Annotated in this window: 15 protein-coding genes; all 15 read right to left on the minus strand. The window is 58.4% G+C overall.

Annotated elements, in window-relative coordinates; genetic code table 11:
• Positions 1-58: 58 nt before the first annotated feature.
• The gene (gene ftsA, locus ABLV52_RS20850) at positions 59-1,321 is read right to left on the minus strand and encodes a cell division protein FtsA (protein ID WP_004204343.1); all 1,263 of its coding nucleotides are present in this window, start codon (positions 1,319-1,321) and stop codon (positions 59-61) included.
• Positions 1,318-2,148, minus strand: coding sequence for a cell division protein FtsQ (ftsQ, locus tag ABLV52_RS20855; RefSeq protein WP_004204342.1), 831 nt, complete (start codon positions 2,146-2,148; stop codon positions 1,318-1,320). The genes ftsA and ftsQ overlap by 4 nt, the downstream gene beginning before the upstream one ends.
• Position 2,149: 1 nt before the next feature.
• Positions 2,150-3,070 (minus strand): D-alanine--D-alanine ligase, encoded by a 921-nt coding sequence (locus ABLV52_RS20860; protein ID WP_085551405.1) that lies wholly within the window; start codon positions 3,068-3,070, stop codon positions 2,150-2,152.
• On the minus strand, positions 3,063-4,538 hold the full coding sequence (murC, locus tag ABLV52_RS20865) for a UDP-N-acetylmuramate--L-alanine ligase (RefSeq protein ID WP_023291982.1): 1,476 nt from the start codon (positions 4,536-4,538) through the stop codon (positions 3,063-3,065). The genes ABLV52_RS20860 and murC overlap by 8 nt, the downstream gene beginning before the upstream one ends.
• 47 nt (positions 4,539-4,585) lie before the next feature.
• Positions 4,586-5,656: an undecaprenyldiphospho-muramoylpentapeptide beta-N-acetylglucosaminyltransferase gene (gene murG, locus ABLV52_RS20870; RefSeq protein WP_032429099.1), complete on the minus strand. Its 1,071-nt coding sequence runs from the start codon at positions 5,654-5,656 to the stop codon at positions 4,586-4,588.
• The gene (ftsW, locus tag ABLV52_RS20875; protein WP_004204337.1) at positions 5,653-6,927 is read right to left on the minus strand and encodes a cell division protein FtsW; all 1,275 of its coding nucleotides are present in this window, start codon (positions 6,925-6,927) and stop codon (positions 5,653-5,655) included. Before ftsW ends, murG begins: the two co-directional genes overlap by 4 nt.
• Positions 6,927-8,243, minus strand: coding sequence for a UDP-N-acetylmuramoyl-L-alanine--D-glutamate ligase (gene murD, locus ABLV52_RS20880; protein WP_023291980.1), 1,317 nt, complete (start codon positions 8,241-8,243; stop codon positions 6,927-6,929). The genes ftsW and murD overlap by 1 nt, the downstream gene beginning before the upstream one ends.
• 2 nt (positions 8,244-8,245) lie before the next feature.
• Positions 8,246-9,328, minus strand: coding sequence for a phospho-N-acetylmuramoyl-pentapeptide-transferase (mraY, locus tag ABLV52_RS20885; RefSeq protein ID WP_004204335.1), 1,083 nt, complete (start codon positions 9,326-9,328; stop codon positions 8,246-8,248).
• The gene (gene murF / locus ABLV52_RS20890) at positions 9,322-10,680 is read right to left on the minus strand and encodes a UDP-N-acetylmuramoyl-tripeptide--D-alanyl-D-alanine ligase (RefSeq protein WP_348890894.1); all 1,359 of its coding nucleotides are present in this window, start codon (positions 10,678-10,680) and stop codon (positions 9,322-9,324) included. The genes mraY and murF overlap by 7 nt, the downstream gene beginning before the upstream one ends.
• Positions 10,677-12,164 (minus strand): UDP-N-acetylmuramoyl-L-alanyl-D-glutamate--2,6-diaminopimelate ligase, encoded by a 1,488-nt coding sequence (gene murE, locus ABLV52_RS20895; protein WP_023291978.1) that lies wholly within the window; start codon positions 12,162-12,164, stop codon positions 10,677-10,679. The genes murF and murE overlap by 4 nt, the downstream gene beginning before the upstream one ends.
• Complete coding sequence (locus ABLV52_RS20900; protein ID WP_023291977.1) at positions 12,151-13,917, minus strand: peptidoglycan glycosyltransferase FtsI; 1,767 nt, start codon at positions 13,915-13,917, stop codon at positions 12,151-12,153. Before ABLV52_RS20900 ends, murE begins: the two co-directional genes overlap by 14 nt.
• Positions 13,918-13,932: 15 nt before the next feature.
• The gene (gene ftsL, locus ABLV52_RS20905) at positions 13,933-14,298 is read right to left on the minus strand and encodes a cell division protein FtsL (protein WP_002888550.1); all 366 of its coding nucleotides are present in this window, start codon (positions 14,296-14,298) and stop codon (positions 13,933-13,935) included.
• Positions 14,295-15,236, minus strand: a complete 942-nt coding sequence (rsmH, locus tag ABLV52_RS20910; protein WP_004204328.1) for a 16S rRNA (cytosine(1402)-N(4))-methyltransferase RsmH — start codon at positions 15,234-15,236, stop codon at positions 14,295-14,297. Before rsmH ends, ftsL begins: the two co-directional genes overlap by 4 nt.
• A 2-nt stretch (positions 15,237-15,238) precedes the next feature.
• Positions 15,239-15,697 carry a division/cell wall cluster transcriptional repressor MraZ gene (gene mraZ, locus ABLV52_RS20915; RefSeq protein WP_004204327.1) on the minus strand — a complete coding sequence of 153 codons (459 nt, stop codon included), beginning with the start codon at positions 15,695-15,697 and terminating at the stop codon, positions 15,239-15,241.
• A 640-nt stretch (positions 15,698-16,337) separates the two neighbouring features.
• Entirely contained in the window at positions 16,338-17,342 is a 1,005-nt protein-coding gene (gene cra / locus ABLV52_RS20920; RefSeq protein WP_004145952.1) for a catabolite repressor/activator, read from the minus strand.
• Positions 17,343-17,366: the final 24 nt, after the last annotated feature.

The raw sequence follows: 17,366 nt of genomic DNA on the forward strand, positions 1-17,366 counted from the left end.
TCTCTCCGTTTTGTGCCTGTCGCCTGAGAACGCTAATTGTCTGCGTTCTCTTAAAAAATTAAAACTCTTTTCGCAGCCAGCTGTTGAGTCGCTTAATCCACGAGCCCACCGACGCCGTCACGCGTTTTTCGACTTCCGCTTCACCACTCAGATGTGACTCTTTTCCGTAGTGCAGCAGCCCCACCGCCGTCGAATAATACGGCTCCTGGGCATAGTCCGTTAAACCGGTGATGTTCAGCGGCGCGCCAATGCGCACCTGAGTATGGAACACACGCTGCGCACAGGCCGCCAGACCTTCAATTTGCGCCGCGCCGCCGGTTAACACAATCCCCGCCGCCAGATGGTGTTTAACCCCCTGCTGGCGGAGCTGTTCCTGCAGCTGCAGGATCTCTTCATTAACCAGATTAAGCAGTTCGGTATAGCGCGGTTCAATCACCTCAGCCAGCGTCTGACGCTGCAGGCTACGCGGCGGCCGTCCGCCTACGCTCGGTACTTCGACGTTTTCGTCTTTACCGACGATGGAACCCAACGCGCAACCGTGACGAACCTTAATGGCTTCGGCGTCGCTCGGCGGCGTACCGAAGGCATAGGCGATATCGCTGGTCACCACGTTGCCCGCGTACGGGATCACTTTGGTGTGACGCAGCGCGCCGCCGGTATAGACGGCGATATCCATTGTACCACCGCCAATATCCACCACGCAGACGCCCAGCTCACGTTCGTCTTCTGTTAATACGGAATAACTGGCCGCTAAACCGGCGAAAATAAGTTGGTCAACTTTCAGACCACAACGTTCCACCGCTTTAACAATGTTTTTCGCCATATCGTTATGGCAGGTAATCAGATGTACCTTCGCCTGCATACGCACGCCGGACAGCCCTACCGGGTTTTTTATCCCTTCCTGGTAGTCAATGGCATATTCCTGCGGAATCACGTGCAGGACGCGATGCTCATCGCGTACGCGAACCGACTTCGCGGTATGGACCACGTTCTCGACGTCGTCCAGCGTCACTTCTTCTTCAGAAATCGGTACCATCCCGATTTCATTCTGACAGCTTATATGTTTACCCGAAAGAGCCAAATAAACTGATGAAATCTGGCAATCCGCCATCAGTTCGGCCTGGTCGATGGCGCGCTGTACGCATTTCACCACCGACTCGAGGTCGTTCACACCGCCTTTATCCATACCACGCGATGGGCAACTGCCCACGCCGATGATATTAATCATGCCGTCGGGCAGAACTTCCCCTACTAAAGCGGCCACCTTGGCGGTGCCAATCTCCAGTCCAACTACCAGTTTTCTGTCCGTCGCCTTGATCATTGTTGTTCTGCCTGTGCCTGATTCTGTTGTTGATTAGTTTCCTCTGCGGGAGCAGGTACCCAACCCACTGCCGCACCCGAGTCATAACGCAAATCAACGTAGCTAATCCGTTTGCCGTCGGTCTGCGCCTGCTGCTGAAGAACCGGGTAGAGTTCCATAAAGCGCTGAAGCCGTTTCATGGTGTCGCCACGGCCAAGGTTGAGCTTAATGTCATTATTAAGCGTCAACTGCCAGGAACGACGGGCGGTCATTGCCGCCACTTTCAACGTGAATTTATCCTTTGCCAGCACCTGCCCCATGTCACGGTACCCTTGCAGCACTTCGTTCTCGCTGCCTTCCGGGCCATATAACATCGGTAAATTCTGTTTGCTGGTGCGATCCGCCGGCACGCTGAAGGCATTTCCTTCTGCATCCACCATATGTTGATCATTCCAGCGTGCAATCGGCACATATTCAACCAGATGAATCTTCAATTCATCGGGCCACTGCTTTCGGACGCTCGCCTGCTTAATCCATGGCAGACGTTCAATCTGACTCTGAATGATGTTCACATCCTGAGTCATAAAGGTGCCCGGCGAACCCAGCGCCAGGATCGCCTGGCGGATGTCATCATTGCGCGTATAGTGACGCTCGCCGGTCACCACCATCTTCGACAGCGGTAAACGCTGCGCGTCTTCCATCCAGCCAAGAACCATCCACCCGCTGACCAGCACGGTAAACAGCACCGCCAGCAGGAAAACGATCCCTGCCAGCCGCGTTCCATTACTCCGACGCGAAGAAGAAACGTCCTCTTCATGGTTCCGCGTATTCAGCGCAGCCTGCGACATATCACCCCGCCAGGTCCAGAATTCGTACAACAAGCTGGGAGAAGCTCATTCCTGCCTGACGCGCCGCCATCGGTACAAGGCTATGGCTGGTCATGCCCGGGGAAGTATTCGCTTCCAGCAGATAAAACTGGCCATCGCTGTCCAGCATCACGTCAATACGGCCCCAGCCTTTGCAACCCAGAACATTCCAGGCTTTAAGCACCAGGCTCTGAATGGCTGACTCACGCGCTGGATCTTCCAATCCTGGGCAGAAATATTGCGTCTCATCAGAGAGATACTTCGCCTCATAATCATAGAAGGTTCCAGCCGCCTGGATACGTATTGACGGTAAAATTTCTTCACCGACGATGGCGACGGTAAATTCCGGCCCACTGAGCCATTTTTCGACCAAAACTTCATCATCATGCTGAAAAGCCAGCGCGAGTGCACTCGCTAAATCACAGCTTTCGCTGACTTTCGACATCCCGACGCTGGAGCCTTCGCGGCTGGGCTTGATGATGAGCGGCAGACCCAGCGCCGCAATCTGCTGTTCGACATCAGCAGATAATCCGGCGCTAAACTGGGCGCGGGTCAGCGCCACCCACGGCGCGACCGGTAATCCGGCCCCCTGCCACAGCCATTTGCTGCGCAGTTTATCCATTGAAATCGCCGAAGCCATCACGCCGCTGCCGGTATAAGGCAGCTGGATCAGATCCAACAGCCCCTGCAGCGTGCCATCTTCCCCGCCGCGGCCGTGGAGTGCAATAAACGCTTTCTTAAAGCCCAGCTTTTTCAACTGGGTAATATCGACATCGCGCGGGTCAACCGGATGGGCATCCACCCCGGCTTCACGCAGCCCGGCCAGCACCGCGGCGCCTGAATTCAGCGACACTTCACGTTCAGCGGAGGTTCCACCGAAAAGCACCGCGATTTTATCAGCCATGGCGCTCCTCCTCCGTTTTTTGCGGGATCAGTTTGATTTCAGCCAGGTGACGGGCGATTTTTCCAATGTTTCCGGCACCTTGCACCAGCACTAAATCGTTGCCGGTCAGCACCGACGCCAGCATCGCCGCGGCCTGCGCCGGGTCGGATACCAGAATCGGGTCGACTTTACCGCGACCGCGGATCGTACGGCACAGCGAGCGGCTGTCGGCGCCCGGGATCGGCGCTTCGCCTGCCGGGTAGACATCGAGCATCAGCAGCGCATCGACCTGGGTCAGCACGTTGGCGAAATCATCGTACAGATCGCGAGTACGGGTATAACGGTGCGGCTGGAATACCATCACCAGATTTTTATCCGGCCAGCCGGCACGCGCCGCTTTGATAGTGGCGTCGACTTCCGTCGGGTGGTGACCGTAGTCATCGATCAGCATCGCACTGCCCGCTTTGCCGTTGACTTCCGTCAGCGGATATTCGCCAAGAAAGTCGAAGCGACGGCCGGTACCCTGGAAGCTTTCCAGCGCGCGCAGGATCGCCTGATCGTCAATCCCCTCTTCCGTCGCCACGGCGACCGCCGCCGCCGCGTTCAGCGCGTTATGGCGTCCCGGGGCATTGAGCGTCACCTGCAGCAGTTCTTTATCCTGACGCACCAGGCGGAAATGCCCCTGCGCCCCAACCTGACGGTAGTCTTCTACGCGAACGTCGGCGTCGTCGCTGAAACCGTAGGTGGTGATCTGCCGGCCAACGCGCGGCAGCAGTTCACGAATAACCGGATCGTCCACGCACATTACCGCGCGTCCGTAGAACGGCAGGTTGTGCAGGAAATTAATAAAGGTCTGCTTCAGATTTTCGAAGTCGCCATGGTAGGTATCCATATGGTCGGCTTCGATGTTGGTCACAATCGCGACCATCGGCTGCAGATGCAGGAACGACGCATCGCTCTCATCCGCTTCCGCAATCAGGTAACGGCTATGGCCGAGACGGGCATGCACGCCCGCCGCTTTCACCAGCCCGCCGTTGACGAAGGTCGGATCCAGCCCGGCTTCGGCGTAAATACTGGACACCATCGCGGTGGTAGTGGTTTTGCCGTGAGTTCCGGCAATCGCGATCCCGTGACGGAAGCGCATCAGCTCCGCCAGCATTTCCGCACGACGGATCACCGGGATACGCGCTTCGTGCGCGGCGACGATTTCCGGGTTATCCGCAGAAATCGCGCTGGAAACGACCACAACGCTGGCATCGCGCACGTTTTCCGGGCGATGGTTGAAATAAATGGTGGCGCCAAGCTGCGACAGCTGCTGGGTCACCGGATTCGGCGCCAGGTCGGAGCCGCTGATCTGGTAACCTTCATTAGCCAACACTTCGGCAATACCGCCCATACCGGCACCGCCGATGCCGACAAAGTGAATGTGCCGGACGCGACGCATCTCGGGCACTATGGAACGCAGTTTTGCCAAATCTTGTGTATTCATTCTTTACGCCATCAACTTCTGTATTCGGGCGGTGAAAATCACCGCAATTAGCGCGCCAAAGCTACGGCGCTGACCTCTTCTGCTACCCGCTCGGTAGCGTCCGGAATCGAAGCGCCACGCGCTCGTTCCGCCATATCCAGCAAGGTTTCCCGATCCCAGCTCGCCAGAGTAGAGGCTACCGCCTCTACCGTGAACGCCGGCTGTTCGAGAATTTTCGCCGCGCCGGCTTTCTCCAGCGGCAGCGCATTCCAGTACTGCTGACGATCTTTGTGCTGGAACGGTACAAACAGCGCCGGTAAGCCCGCGGCCGCGATTTCGCTAACCGTCAGCGCGCCGGAACGGCAAACCACGACATCTGCCCAGGCATACGCCGCGGCCATATCATCAATAAATTCCGTCACTTTATGCTGCGGCTGCCCCGCGGCGGCATAGGCCTGCTGCACGGTTTGCTGGCCGCCTTTACCGCTCTGATGCCAGATGGTCACCGTATCGCCGAGCTTCGCCGCCACCTGCGGCATGGTCTGGTTCAGGACGCGCGCGCCCTGAGAGCCACCGACCACCAGTACGCGAATCGGCCCCTGACGGCCCACCAGACGCTGCCCCGGCAGCGGCAGCGCCAGCACATCGGTGCGCACCGGATTCCCGACCACGTCCGCATGCGGAAAGGCGCCGGGAAACGCCTGCATCACTTTCTTCGCAATCTTCGCCAGCCACTTGTTGGTCAGGCCGGCAATGCCGTTTTGCTCGTGGAGGACCACCGGGATCCCCAGCGACCACGCCGCCAGACCGCCAGGCCCGGACACATAGCCGCCCATGCCCAGCACCACGTCCGGCTGGAAACGCTTCATGATCGCCCGCGCCTGACGCCAGGCGTTGAAGATCCGCACCGGCGCCAGCAGCTGTGCTTTAATCCCTTTGCCACGCAGGCCGGAGATACGGATAAAATCAATCTCGATGCCGTTTTTCGGCACTAAATCCGCTTCCATACGATCGGCGGTACCCAGCCAGCGAACCTGCCAGCCCTGGTCCATTAGATGGTGCGCGACCGCCAGTCCCGGGAACACATGCCCGCCGGTACCGCCCGCCATCACCATCAACCGCTTTTCCTGACCGCTCATCGAACACCCCGTGTAAACGCCTGGGCTTTTTCCAGACGCGTTTCATAATCAATTCGCAACAACAACATGATGGCCGTCGACATAATCAGCAGACTGGAACCACCATAACTGATCAGCGGCAGCGTCAGACCTTTCGTCGGCAGCATCCCCGCCGCCGCCCCGACGTTAACTAACGCCTGGAAGCTAAACCAGATACCAATCGCACAGGCGAGGAAGCCGGAGAAGCGATGATCGATCTCCAGCGCTTTTCGGCCAATCGACATGGCGCGGAAAGCGACGAAGAATACCATTAAAAGCGCCAGTACCACACCGATATAACCGAGTTCTTCGCCGATGATGGCGAAGATAAAGTCAGTGTGCGCTTCCGGCAAATACTCCAGTTTTTGCACCGAGTTTCCGAGTCCCTGCCCCCACATCTCGCCGCGGCCAAAGGCCATCAGCGACTGGGTCAGCTGGTAGCCGCTGCCGAACGGGTCTTCCCACGGGTTCCAGAAGGAGGTCACGCGGCGAATACGGTACGGTTCGGCGAGGATCAACAGGACCACCGCCGAGATGCCCATGCCGATAATGGCGATGAACTGCCACAGCTTGGCGCCGGCGAGGAACAGCATCGCCAGCGTGGTGACGAACAGCACCACCACCGTACCGAGGTCAGGCTGCGCCAGCAGCAGGATCGCCAGCACGAAAATCACGCCCATCGGTTTTAAGAAGCCGCGCAGGTTGTTGCGCACTTCGTCAGCTTTACGCACCAGATAGTTGGCGATGTAGCAGAACAGCGACAGCTTGGTGAACTCCGCCGGCTGAATGCGCAGCGGACCGAGGGCGATCCAGCGCGATGCACCGTTTACCGAGCTACCCACCACCAGCACGATCAGCAGCATGACGATCGAGGCGATCAGCATCGCGGTACTGTGGCGCTGCCAGAAATCCATCGGCAGTCGCAGCGTCACCAGCGCGAGGACAAAGGCCAGCACAATGTACAGGCCGTCACGCTTGGCGAAGAGGAAAGGATCGTTCGCCAGACGCTGCCCCACCGGCATTGACGCCGAGGTCACCATAATAAAGCCGATCGCCGCCAGGCCGAAGGTCAGCCACAGCAGCATCCGGTCATACATCACCAGACTGTCGTTATCTTTTGGGCGCGAGCCCATCACCCAGCCTTTCAGCGCGGCGAACAGCCAGGCGAAGATAAACATCCCCGGCAGTCGCGGCAGTCTCAACCGAGGCAAGCTCAGTTGCGGCATTCTCAGGCGTGGGAGAGAGAAACGCATCAACCTAACTCCTTCGCCAGGCGGGCAAACATCTCGCCCCGTTGTTCAAAGTTCTTAAACTGATCCAGGCTGGCGCAGGCCGGCGACAGGAGAACCATGTCGCCCGCTTTCACCAGGGGCGCAATCTGACGCATCGCCTGTTCCATGGTTTCAGTTTGTACCGCCACCTCAGGACGCAGCTCGGCGAGCTCGGCGCCATCGCGACCAAAGCAGTACAGGCGGATACGATCGCCGCCAAGGTAGCGCTTCAGCGGGGTGAAATCAGCGGACTTGCCGTCGCCGCCCAGCAGCAGATACAGCGTGCCATCAAGCTGCAGGCCGTTCAGCGCCGCCTCGGTACTGCCGACGTTGGTTGCCTTCGAGTCGTTAATCCAGCGCACGCCGTTGTGATCCAGCACCAGCTGGAAGCGATGCGCCAGGCCGGTAAAGGTGGTCAGCGCCTTCAGGCTGCTGGCACGCGGCAGGCCCGCGGCATCGGCCAGCGCCAGCGCAGCCAGGGCGTTGCTGTAGTTATGCTGACCCGTGATAGACATCTCTTTCACATTGAGGACTTTCTCACCTTTAACACGCAGCCAGGTCTCGCCCTGCTGACGGTTAAGGTGGTAGTCACCGACATCGACGCCAAAGCTGATGCAGCGATCGTCCGCGCCGCGTACCGGCATGGTGAGCGCATCGTCCGCGTTGACCACGCAGGTCTTCGCATTCTCGTAAATCCGCAGCTTCGCCGCGCGATACTGCTGCAGCCCCAGCGGGTAGCGGTCCATATGGTCCTCAGTCACGTTGAGGATGGTTGCCGCCACCGCCTGCAGGCTGGAGGTGGTTTCCAGCTGGAAGCTGGAGAGCTCCAGGACATACAGCTCACGATCGGTATCCAGCAGCATCAGCGCCGGCAGGCCGATATTGCCGCCCACGCCGACGTTAACCCCGGCCGCTTTCGCCATCTCGCCCACCAGGGTGGTGACGGTGCTTTTGCCGTTCGAGCCGGTAATGGCGATGATCGGCGCCTGCGCTTCGCGGCAGAACAGTTCGATATCGCCAACGATCTCTACGCCAGCGTCCGCCGCTGCGCTCAACGAAGGATGAGCCAGCGCGATGCCGGGACTGGCGACAATCAGATCCGCCGCCAGCAGCCAGGTATCATTGAGGCCGCCGACATGGCATTCGACCGATTCAGGCAATTTATCCAGCCCGGGAGGCGCGACGCGGGTGTCCATCACGCGCGGGGTTACGCCGCGCGCCATGAAAAAGTCCACGCATGACAGGCCGGTCATGCCCAGCCCAATAATGACGACTTTTTTACCCTGATAATCTGCCATGATTAACGTACCTTCAGCGTCGCCAGGCCAATCAGCACCAGCATCAGCGAAATAATCCAGAAGCGCACGATAACGCGCGGCTCCGGCCAGCCTTTCAGTTCATAGTGGTGGTGGATCGGCGCCATGCGGAAGATACGCTGACCGCGCAGCTTAAAGGAGCCGACCTGCAGGATCACCGACAGGGTCTCCACCACGAAAACGCCGCCCATAATCACCAGCAGGAATTCCTGACGCAGCAGCACGGCGATAATGCCCAGCGCGCCGCCGAGCGCCAGCGAACCGACGTCGCCCATAAAGACCTGCGCCGGATAGGTGTTAAACCACAGAAAGCCCAGCCCCGCGCCGACGATCGCCGTACAGACGATCACCAGTTCGCCGGCGTGGCGCAGATAGGGGATGTGCAGGTAGTTGGCGAAATTCATGTTACCGGTCGCCCACGCCACCAGCGCAAAACCCGCCGCGACGAAGACGGTGGGCATGATCGCCAGGCCGTCGAGACCGTCGGTCAGGTTAACCGCATTGCCGGTGCCGACAATCACGAAGTAGGCCAGCAGGATATAGAACAGCCCCAGCTGCGGCATAACGTCTTTAAAGAACGGCACCACCAGCTCGGTCGCCGGCGTGTCTTTCCCCGCCAGATACAGGGCAAAGGCTACCCCAAGGGCAATCACCGACATCCAGAAATACTTCCAGCGGGCGATCAGGCCTTTGGTGTCTTTGCGCACGACTTTACGGTAGTCATCAACGAAGCCGATAATCCCGTAGCCGATTAATACCGTCAGTACGCACCAGACGTACGGGTTGGACGGGTAAGCCCACAGCAGCACCGACACGGTGATCGCGGTGAGGATCATGATCCCCCCCATGGTCGGGGTACCGCGCTTACTGAAATGAGACTCCGGACCGTCGTTACGAACCACCTGGCCGAAGGAGAGTTTTTGCAGACGGGCGATCATGCGCGGGCCCATCCACAGAGAGATGAACAGCGCGGTCAGCAGGCTGACGATGGCGCGAAACGTCAGATACGAAAAGACGTTAAAGCCGGAATAATATTTGACCAAATGTTCGGCCAGCCATACTAACATGTCCCAGTCTCCTGTAATGCGCGTACTACCTCTTCCATGGCGGCACTACGTGAACCCTTCACTAAAATGGTCATTATCTTATGCTCCGCCAGCAGCTCGCGCAGGCGAGCCACCACGGCGGCTTTATCGTTAAAATGTTCGCCCACGCCGCTGGCGCGGCTGATATCCGCGCTCAAGGCGCCGACGCTGAGAACGCAATCCAGCCCTGCCGCTTTCGCCGCTTCGCCGACTTCACGATGGCAAGCCGCGCTTTCCGCGCCAAGCTCCGCCATATCGCCGACCACCATCGTCCGGAAGCCGGGCATCTCTGACAGCACCTGCACCGCCGCGGTCATCGAACCGACGTTAGCGTTATAGGAGTCATCCAGCAGCAGCTGGCTCTCGGTCAGGCGGATCGGGAACAGACGTCCCGGAACGGCCTTCAGCTGCGCCAGACCGGCTTTCACCGCCGCCAGATCGGCGCCTACCGCCATCGCCAGCGAGGTCGCCGCCAGCGCGTTAGCGATGTTGTGGCATCCCGGCAGCGGCAGCAGTACGTCAACGTTGCCGGTTGGGGTCTGCAGCGTAAATTCGGTGCCGTGGCTGGTGATCTGCACGTTAGTCGCGGTGAAATCGCTGTTGGCCGCGTTCGGCGAGAAGCGCCACACTTTGCGATCGCCAATCACCGCCTGCCAGTTCAGCCAGTCGTTGTTGTCGGCATTGAGAATGGCGATGCCGTTTTCCGGCAGACCGGTATAGATTTCGCCCTTCGCCTTCGCCACGCCCGCCAGCGAGCCGAAACCTTCAAGGTGCGCGGCGGCAAGGTTGTTGACCAGCGCCGCTTCCGGACGCGTCAGGCTGACGGTCCACGCGATTTCGCCCTGGTGGTTGGCGCCAAGCTCAATCACCGCGTACTGATGTTCTTTGGTCAGACGCAGCAGGGTCATCGGCACGCCGATATCGTTGTTCAGGTTGCCGGCGGTATACAGCGTGTTGCCGCACTGGCTGAGGATCGCCGCGGTCATCTCTTTGACCGAGGTTTTACCGGACGAGCCGGTCAGGGCGACGACGCGGGTCGGCACCTGCTGACGTACCCAGGCGGCCAACTCGCCGAAAGCCTGCCGGGTATCTTTCACGATCACCTGCGGGAGATCGCAGGGTAGCGGACGGCTCACCAGCAGCGCGCCGGCGCCTGCCGCTTTCGCCTGTTCGGCAAAATCATGGGCGTCGAAACGCTCGCCTTTCAGCGCCACAAACAGGCAGCCCGCCGTGATTTTACGGGTGTCGGTGGTCACCTCGTCGATAGCGATATCGCTACCCTGCCGTTCGCCATGAGCGATCGCGGCGAGCTGGCTTAACGTAAAGCGAATCATGCTACCGCTCCCAGCAGACGCGCGACGGTGACGCGGTCGGAATAATCCAGACGACGGTTGCCGACGATCTGGTAATCTTCATGGCCTTTACCCGCCACCAGCACCACGTCGTTCTCCTGCGCCTGCATCACGGCGTTGGTCACCGCTTCCGCACGGCCTTCCATCACTTTTGCATGACCTGCATCGAGCATGCCGGCCAGAATATCGTTGATAATCGCCCGCGGCTCTTCGGTACGCGGGTTGTCGTCAGTGACGACCACGATATCGGCGAACTCTTCAGCAATCGCCCCCATCAGCGGACGCTTGCCTTTGTCGCGGTCTCCGCCGCAGCCGAAGACGCACCACAGCTTGCCGCTGCAGTGCAGGCGCGCGGCCTGCAGCGCTTTTTCCAGCGCGTCAGGCGTATGGGCATAATCCACCACCACGGCCGGTTTACCGGGCGCGCTGAACACTTCCATACGGCCGCATACCGGCTGTAAACGAGCCGCCGTTTTCAGCAGATCGGCCAGCGGATAGCCCAGCGCCAGCAGCGTGGCCAGCGCCAGCAGCAGGTTGCTGACGTTAAAGGCGCCCATCAGGCGACTTTCGATTTCACCGTTGCCCCAGCTGGAGTCAAACTGGATGGTGGCGCCGCTGTCGTGATAGTTGACCGCGGTGGCCTTCAGCCAGCGGCCGTGGCAGTTCGGATTGATATGATCTTCCATCGACACCGCCACCGCGTCCGGTAGCTTCGCCAGCCAGCGACGACCGACTTCATCGTCAGCGTTGACGATGGCCTGGCCGCAATGGTGGGTGGAGTACAGCAGCCATTTCGCCGCTTCGTAGTGCGCCATATCGCCATGGTAGTCGAGGTGGTCGCGGCTCAGGTTGGTAAATACCGAGGCGGCAAACTGCACGGCCGCCACGCGGTGCTGCACCAGCCCGTGGGAAGAGACTTCCATCGCGCCGAAGGTTGCCCCCTGCTCGACCAGGCCGGAAAGCACGTGCTGAACATCGACCGCAGAGCCGGTGGTGTTTTCGCTCGGCACCACTTTATCCAGCAGCCCGTTGCCGACGGTCCCCATCACCGCGCTGGTTTCGCCGAGCAGTTTCGCCCATTGCGCCAGAAGCTGGGTGGTGGTGGTTTTGCCGTTGGTACCGGTCACGCCCACCAGACGCAGCTGCTGCGACGGCTGATGATAAAAACGCCCGGCCAGCGCCGATAAACGTTCGTTAAGCTGGCTCAGGTAGATAACCGGCACGCCGTGCATTTCACGGATCTCACCGTCTTTCGCTTCGCCCTGCGCTTCAGCAATAATGGCAGCCACACCTTGCGCTATCGCCTGCGGGATATAACGACGCCCGTCCGCCTGATGACCCTGTACCGCGATAAAGAGATCGCCGGAAGCCGCCACCCGGCTGTCCAGCGTCATCTCTCGCAGAATGCGCTCCGGTGCGTTTGGCACCCATGGAGCGAGAAGGTCGCGCAAATTACGATCTGCCACCTGTTCCCTCGCCTTGATTAATTACAAATTCACTTTTTTCGCCCGTTGCCAGCGCATCCGGCTCGATGTTCATGGTGCGCAATACGCCGCCCATGATGGCACCGAACACCGGCGCGGAAACGGCGCCACCGTAGTATTTACCTGCCTGCGGGTCGTTGATCACCACCACCAGCGCAAAGCGCGGATGGCTGGCGGGCGCAACGCCTGCGGTGTAAGCAATATATTTGTTGATATAGCGGCCATCCGGCCCCACTTTTTTCGCCGTACCGGTTTTAATCGCGATGCGATAGCCTTTGATCGCCGCTTTCACGCCGCCGCCGCCGGGCAGCGCCACGCTTTCCATCATATGAACGACGGTACGAACGAGTGATTCCGGGAAGACACGCTCGCCCGGAACCGGTGGATCAACTTTGGTAATCGACAGCGGGCGATAGATGCCGTAGCTGCCAATCGTTGCGTAGACTCGCGCTAACTGTAACGGGGTTACCATTAGCCCGTAGCCGAAAGAAAAGGTGGCCCTCTCTATGTCAGACCACCGTTGTTTTTGAGGATATAAGCCACTGCGTTCTCCGACCAACCCCAAATTGGTCGCCTTTCCAAGCCCAAAACGTGAGTAAGTATCTACTAACGCTGAGGACGGCATCGCTAACGCCAGCTTAGAAACACCGACGTTACTCGACTTCTGTAGCACCCCGGTCAGGGTCAATTCGCTGTAGCGCGCCACGTCTTTAATTTCGTGGCCGTTAATTCGATAAGGCACGGTATTGAGCACGGTATTTTCGTTGACGATACCGCGCTGCAGCGCCGTCATCACCACCATCGGCTTCACCGTCGAACCGGGTTCGAAGACGTCGGTGATGGCACGGTTACGCATGGTGTCTTTCGCCGTGCCGGCGAAGTTGTTTGGGTTGTAGGACGGGCTGTTGGCCATCGCCAGCACTTCGCCGGTGTTCACGTCCACTAACACCGCGCTGCCGGACTCGGCTTTGTTAAAGGCCACGGCGTTGTTCAGCTCACGATAGACCAGCGCCTGCAGACGCTCGTCGATACTCAGCGCCAGGTTGTGCGCCGCCTGGCTGTCGGTGGAAGAGATGTCTTCAATTACCCGGCCATAGCGGTCTTTACGCACGATACGCTCGCCCGGCTGGCCGGTGAGCCATTTATCAAAGCTTTTTTCGACCCCTTCAATCCCCTGGCTGTCGACGTTGGTAAAACCGATGAGGTGAGCGGTCACTTCCCCGGAAGGGTAGTAACGACGGGATTCTTCACGCAGATGAATGCCCGGCAGCTTCAGTTTTTTGATGTAGTCGGCCATGTCAGGGTTAACCTGACGCGCCAGATAGATGAAACGCATCCGCGGATTGGTATTGATGCGCGTCGCCAGCTGATCCAGCGGCATATTGAGGGCATCCGCCAGCGCCTTCCAGCGCGTATCCAGGGTTACCCCGCCGGCATCATGGAGTTCTTTCGGATCGGCCCAGATAGCTTTCACCGGCACGCTGACCGCCAGTGGACGTCCGGAGCGGTCGGTAATCATCCCGCGCGCGGTGGACACTTCCTGTACGCGCAGGGAACGCATATCGCCCTGACGCACCAGCATATCCGGGCTGACCACCTGTAGCCAGGCAACGCGCCCCAGCAGGAAAGTCAGCGCCAGCAGAATGCAGCCGCACAGCAACGCAAAACGCCAACTGATAAAGTTGGCCTGTTCTTCCTGACGTTTTGCTTTTGGCGTTTTTGGCGCTGCTTTCATCCGTCGCAATAATCCTTATTTCTGTACAACGATATTTTCTTGTGATGGATCGACGTGTTGCATCTGCAACTTCTCGGTCGCGATCCGTTCAACACGACTGTGATCGCCGAGCGCGTTCTCTTCGAGGATCAGGTTGCGCCACTCAATGTCCAGGGCGTCGCGTTCCAGAACCAGTTGTTCACGCTGCGCGGTCAACAGGCGCGTGTGGTGCGCGGTGGTGACCACGGTAATCGCCGTAATAATGATGCAAATGAACAGGCAGAGTGGCAGTTTCCCAAACCGCAGAAGGTCGTCCCCGATCACGCCAGGCAAAGCATGGCGCTCGTTGCTTCCAATCGACCCTTTAACTTTGCTTAAGGCCTCTGTCACTCTGCCGATCATGCGTTCGTCCTCTCTGCGATACGCAGCACTGAACTACGGGCACGTGGATTCTCTGCCACCTCTTCTTCGCCCGGCATCAACTTGCCTAGTGCTCGTAACTCACGGCCGCCCAGTTTTTTGAGCTGCGATTCGGTCATCGGTATTCCCGCCGGAACCTGCGGACCGCGGCTTTGCTCACGCATAAAGCGCTTTACAATGCGATCTTCCAGCGAATGAAAACTAATGATCGACAGCCGCCCGCCCGGGGCCAGCACGCTGAGCGAGCTTTTTAGCGCCTGCTCTATCTCCTCCAGTTCACTGTTTACCCAAATGCGCACCGCCTGGAAGGTACGGGTCGCGGGATGTTTGTGCTTATCTTTTACCGGCATCGCCGCGGCGATGACCTCCGCCAGCTCTTTGGTGCGGGTCATCGGTGCAATGCGATTACGTTCGACGATCGCGCGGGCGATCCGTTTACCGAAACGCTCTTCGCCAAAGGTTTTAATCACCCATGCGATATCCGCTTCTTCAGCGGTCTGCAGCCATTCGGCCGCGGACTGACCGCGCGTCGGATCCATGCGCATATCCAGCGGCCCGTCGCGCATAAAGGAAAAGCCGCGTTCCGCATCGTCAAGCTGCGGGGAAGAGACGCCAAGATCGAGCAGAATGCCGTCGATCTTACCGGTAAGATTGCGCTCGCCGACGTACTCAGCAAGCTGTGAAAATGGACCATGTACGATGGAAAAGCGGGGATCATCGATGGTTTGCGCGACGGCAATCGCCTGAGGATCGCGATCGATTGCCAGCAAGCGTCCTTCCGCTCCCAGTTGGGAGAGGATCAGGCGCGAGTGACCGCCGCGACCAAAGGTACCATCAATATAGATACCGTCTGGACGAATATTGAGGCCGTTGACGGCTTCATCCAGAAGTACCGTAGTGTGTTTAAAATTTTCCATCATTTTTATAAAGACAAATCCTGCAGGCGCTCCGACAGTTCACCGGTCGCGGACTGCTCAGCGTCGATATCTTCCTTGACCCGTTGATACCAGGTCGTTTCGTCCCACAGTTCAAATTTATTAAACTGCCCGACCAGCATCACTTCTTTTGTCAGCCCGGCATGCTGCCGTAACACCGGCGCTATCAGCAAGCGACCGGCATTATCCATCTGACATTCGCTGGCATGACCCAGAAGCAAACGCTGTACGCGCCGCTCAACGGGATTCATGCTCGATAAACGCGACAATTTCTGCTCGATGACTTCCCATTCAGGCAATGGATAAAGCAGCAGGCACGGGTGATGAATGTCAATGGTGCATACCAATTGACCGGCAGCGTCCTCGATCAGCCCATCGCGATAGCGCGTTGGCACGGCCAGGCGGCCTTTGCTGTCGAGATTGACTAACGTTGCTCCACGGAACATGCCAGCCTCACCCCTTTTCGCCACTTTATCCCACAAATTCCCACCACAAGGAGTTTACGGAGCGGAGGAAAAGCTTGTCAAGCCAGCACGAATGCCAACGGAGCTCAAAAACCCATTATTTACAGCCGACATTAGCCCTGATGAAAAAATCATCAACAGGCGAGGCAAATTAACGTTATGAATACGTGTAAGAAAATAACCAACAAACTCGTAACAGTTATAAACATCAAAATATCTTCGGCGGGAAAATATAAAGTGTCAGTTTGCGACGCGAGCGGCATTTTAGGCCATTATGCCGGCCGTTAACAGTACCTGTTGCTGGCTGAAGGGCTGACCAGGCGCGGGATAAGGCAGGAGAGAAAGGTTGGGGCTAACAAAATGGGTGTTAATTCAGCAATTAACCTGGTGAATGTAACAAAATAATACAATTAAAGCCGGCACAATCATTTTTTGTGTCCCGTTTTGAGTCGCAAAACGATTGCCAGCGAATAAAACAAAATAACGCGTAAAGAAGTTTAGGGATTTGTCTGAAATATATTCAGTTTTGCATTCTGGACGTCAGTTGCCTGATTTATCGCCAGCGGCCTGCTCTCTGGCAGGCCTGCCAGGATTAATCCTGGGTGCTGACGATATTGCGCCCTTAACGGCGATTCAGGCTGCCGCGGCGATAAAGATTACGACGAATACGGCTGAGGCCCGGCTTCGGCTTGCGCGGTTCATCGAGGCTGGCGAGGACGATCTCGAGCACCCGCTCAGCGACATCGCGATGGCGCTGGGCCACGGCCAGTACCGGACACTGCAGGAAATCGAGCAGCTCATTATCGCCGAAGGTGGCGATCGCCAGCTCGGAAGGCAGTTTACCCTCACGGCGCAGCGTCACATCCATGACGCCCTGCAGCAACGGGAAAGAGGTGGTGAACAGCGCCTGCGGCATCGGATGGGTTTCAAGCCATTTCTCAAACAGCTGGGCCGCCGCTTCTCGCTCGTAGCTGTTGGCATAGAGATAATGCACCTCACGCGGATCGTCCTGCCAGGCTTTACGGAAGCCTTGCTCGCGCAGGAAGCTCACCGACAGTTCCGGCAGCGCGCCCAGATAAAGCACCGTTTCGCCGGGAAAAGTCCGCAACTCGGCGGCGAGCATCTCGGCATCATCCTGGTCAGCGCCGACGACGCTGGTGAAGTGCTCGCGGTCAAGGGCGCGGTCGAGGGCGACAATCGGAAACGGATCGTTAGCCCAGCGCTGATAAAAAGGGTGCTCCGGCGGCAGCGAGGTGGAAACAATGATGGCGTCCACCTGGCGCTGTAGCAGATGCTCGATACAGCGCATTTCGTTATCGGGCTGATCCTCCGAGCAGGCAATCAGCAACTGATAGCCGCGCTGGCGCGCCTGCCGCTCCAGATAATTTGCAATGCGGGTATAGCTGGTGTTCTCCAGATCCGGGATCACCAGACCGATAGAGCGTGTGCGTCCTGCACGCAGGCCAGCAGCGACCGCATTCGGGTGATAGTTGTGCTCTCGCACGACAGCCATCACTTTTTCGACCGTTTTGTCGCTTACGCGGTACTGCTTCGCTTTGCCATTAATCACATAGCTCGCGGTGGTTCTTGAAACACCGGCCAGCCGGGCGATTTCATCCAGTTTCACAATTGCCCCTTGGGTAAGAAGTGC

Origin of the sequence: Klebsiella sp. GB_Kp056 (genome assembly GCF_040064755.1) — a bacterium.
In the GTDB taxonomy this organism is placed as follows: Bacteria; Pseudomonadota; Gammaproteobacteria; order Enterobacterales; family Enterobacteriaceae; genus Klebsiella; species Klebsiella quasipneumoniae.

Excerpts from the sequence above, each read along its gene's own strand:
- ftsA (WP_004204343.1), bottom strand. The coding sequence starts at position 1,321 with ATGATCAAGGCGACGGACAGAAAACTGGTAGTTGGACTGGAGATTGGC.
- ftsQ (WP_004204342.1), bottom strand. The coding sequence starts at position 2,148 with ATGTCGCAGGCTGCGCTGAATACGCGGAACCATGAAGAGGACGTTTCT.
- ABLV52_RS20860 (WP_085551405.1), bottom strand. The coding sequence starts at position 3,070 with ATGGCTGATAAAATCGCGGTGCTTTTCGGTGGAACCTCCGCTGAACGT.
- murC (WP_023291982.1), bottom strand. The coding sequence starts at position 4,538 with ATGAATACACAAGATTTGGCAAAACTGCGTTCCATAGTGCCCGAGATG.
- murG (WP_032429099.1), bottom strand. The coding sequence starts at position 5,656 with ATGAGCGGTCAGGAAAAGCGGTTGATGGTGATGGCGGGCGGTACCGGC.
- ftsW (WP_004204337.1), bottom strand. The coding sequence starts at position 6,927 with ATGCGTTTCTCTCTCCCACGCCTGAGAATGCCGCAACTGAGCTTGCCT.
- murD (WP_023291980.1), bottom strand. The coding sequence starts at position 8,243 with ATGGCAGATTATCAGGGTAAAAAAGTCGTCATTATTGGGCTGGGCATG.
- mraY (WP_004204335.1), bottom strand. The coding sequence starts at position 9,328 with ATGTTAGTATGGCTGGCCGAACATTTGGTCAAATATTATTCCGGCTTT.
- murF (WP_348890894.1), bottom strand. The coding sequence starts at position 10,680 with ATGATTCGCTTTACGTTAAGCCAGCTCGCCGCGATCGCTCATGGCGAA.
- ABLV52_RS20900 (WP_023291977.1), bottom strand. The coding sequence starts at position 13,917 with ATGAAAGCAGCGCCAAAAACGCCAAAAGCAAAACGTCAGGAAGAACAG.
- ftsL (WP_002888550.1), bottom strand. The coding sequence starts at position 14,298 with ATGATCGGCAGAGTGACAGAGGCCTTAAGCAAAGTTAAAGGGTCGATT.
- rsmH (WP_004204328.1), bottom strand. The coding sequence starts at position 15,236 with ATGATGGAAAATTTTAAACACACTACGGTACTTCTGGATGAAGCCGTC.
- mraZ (WP_004204327.1), bottom strand. The coding sequence starts at position 15,697 with ATGTTCCGTGGAGCAACGTTAGTCAATCTCGACAGCAAAGGCCGCCTG.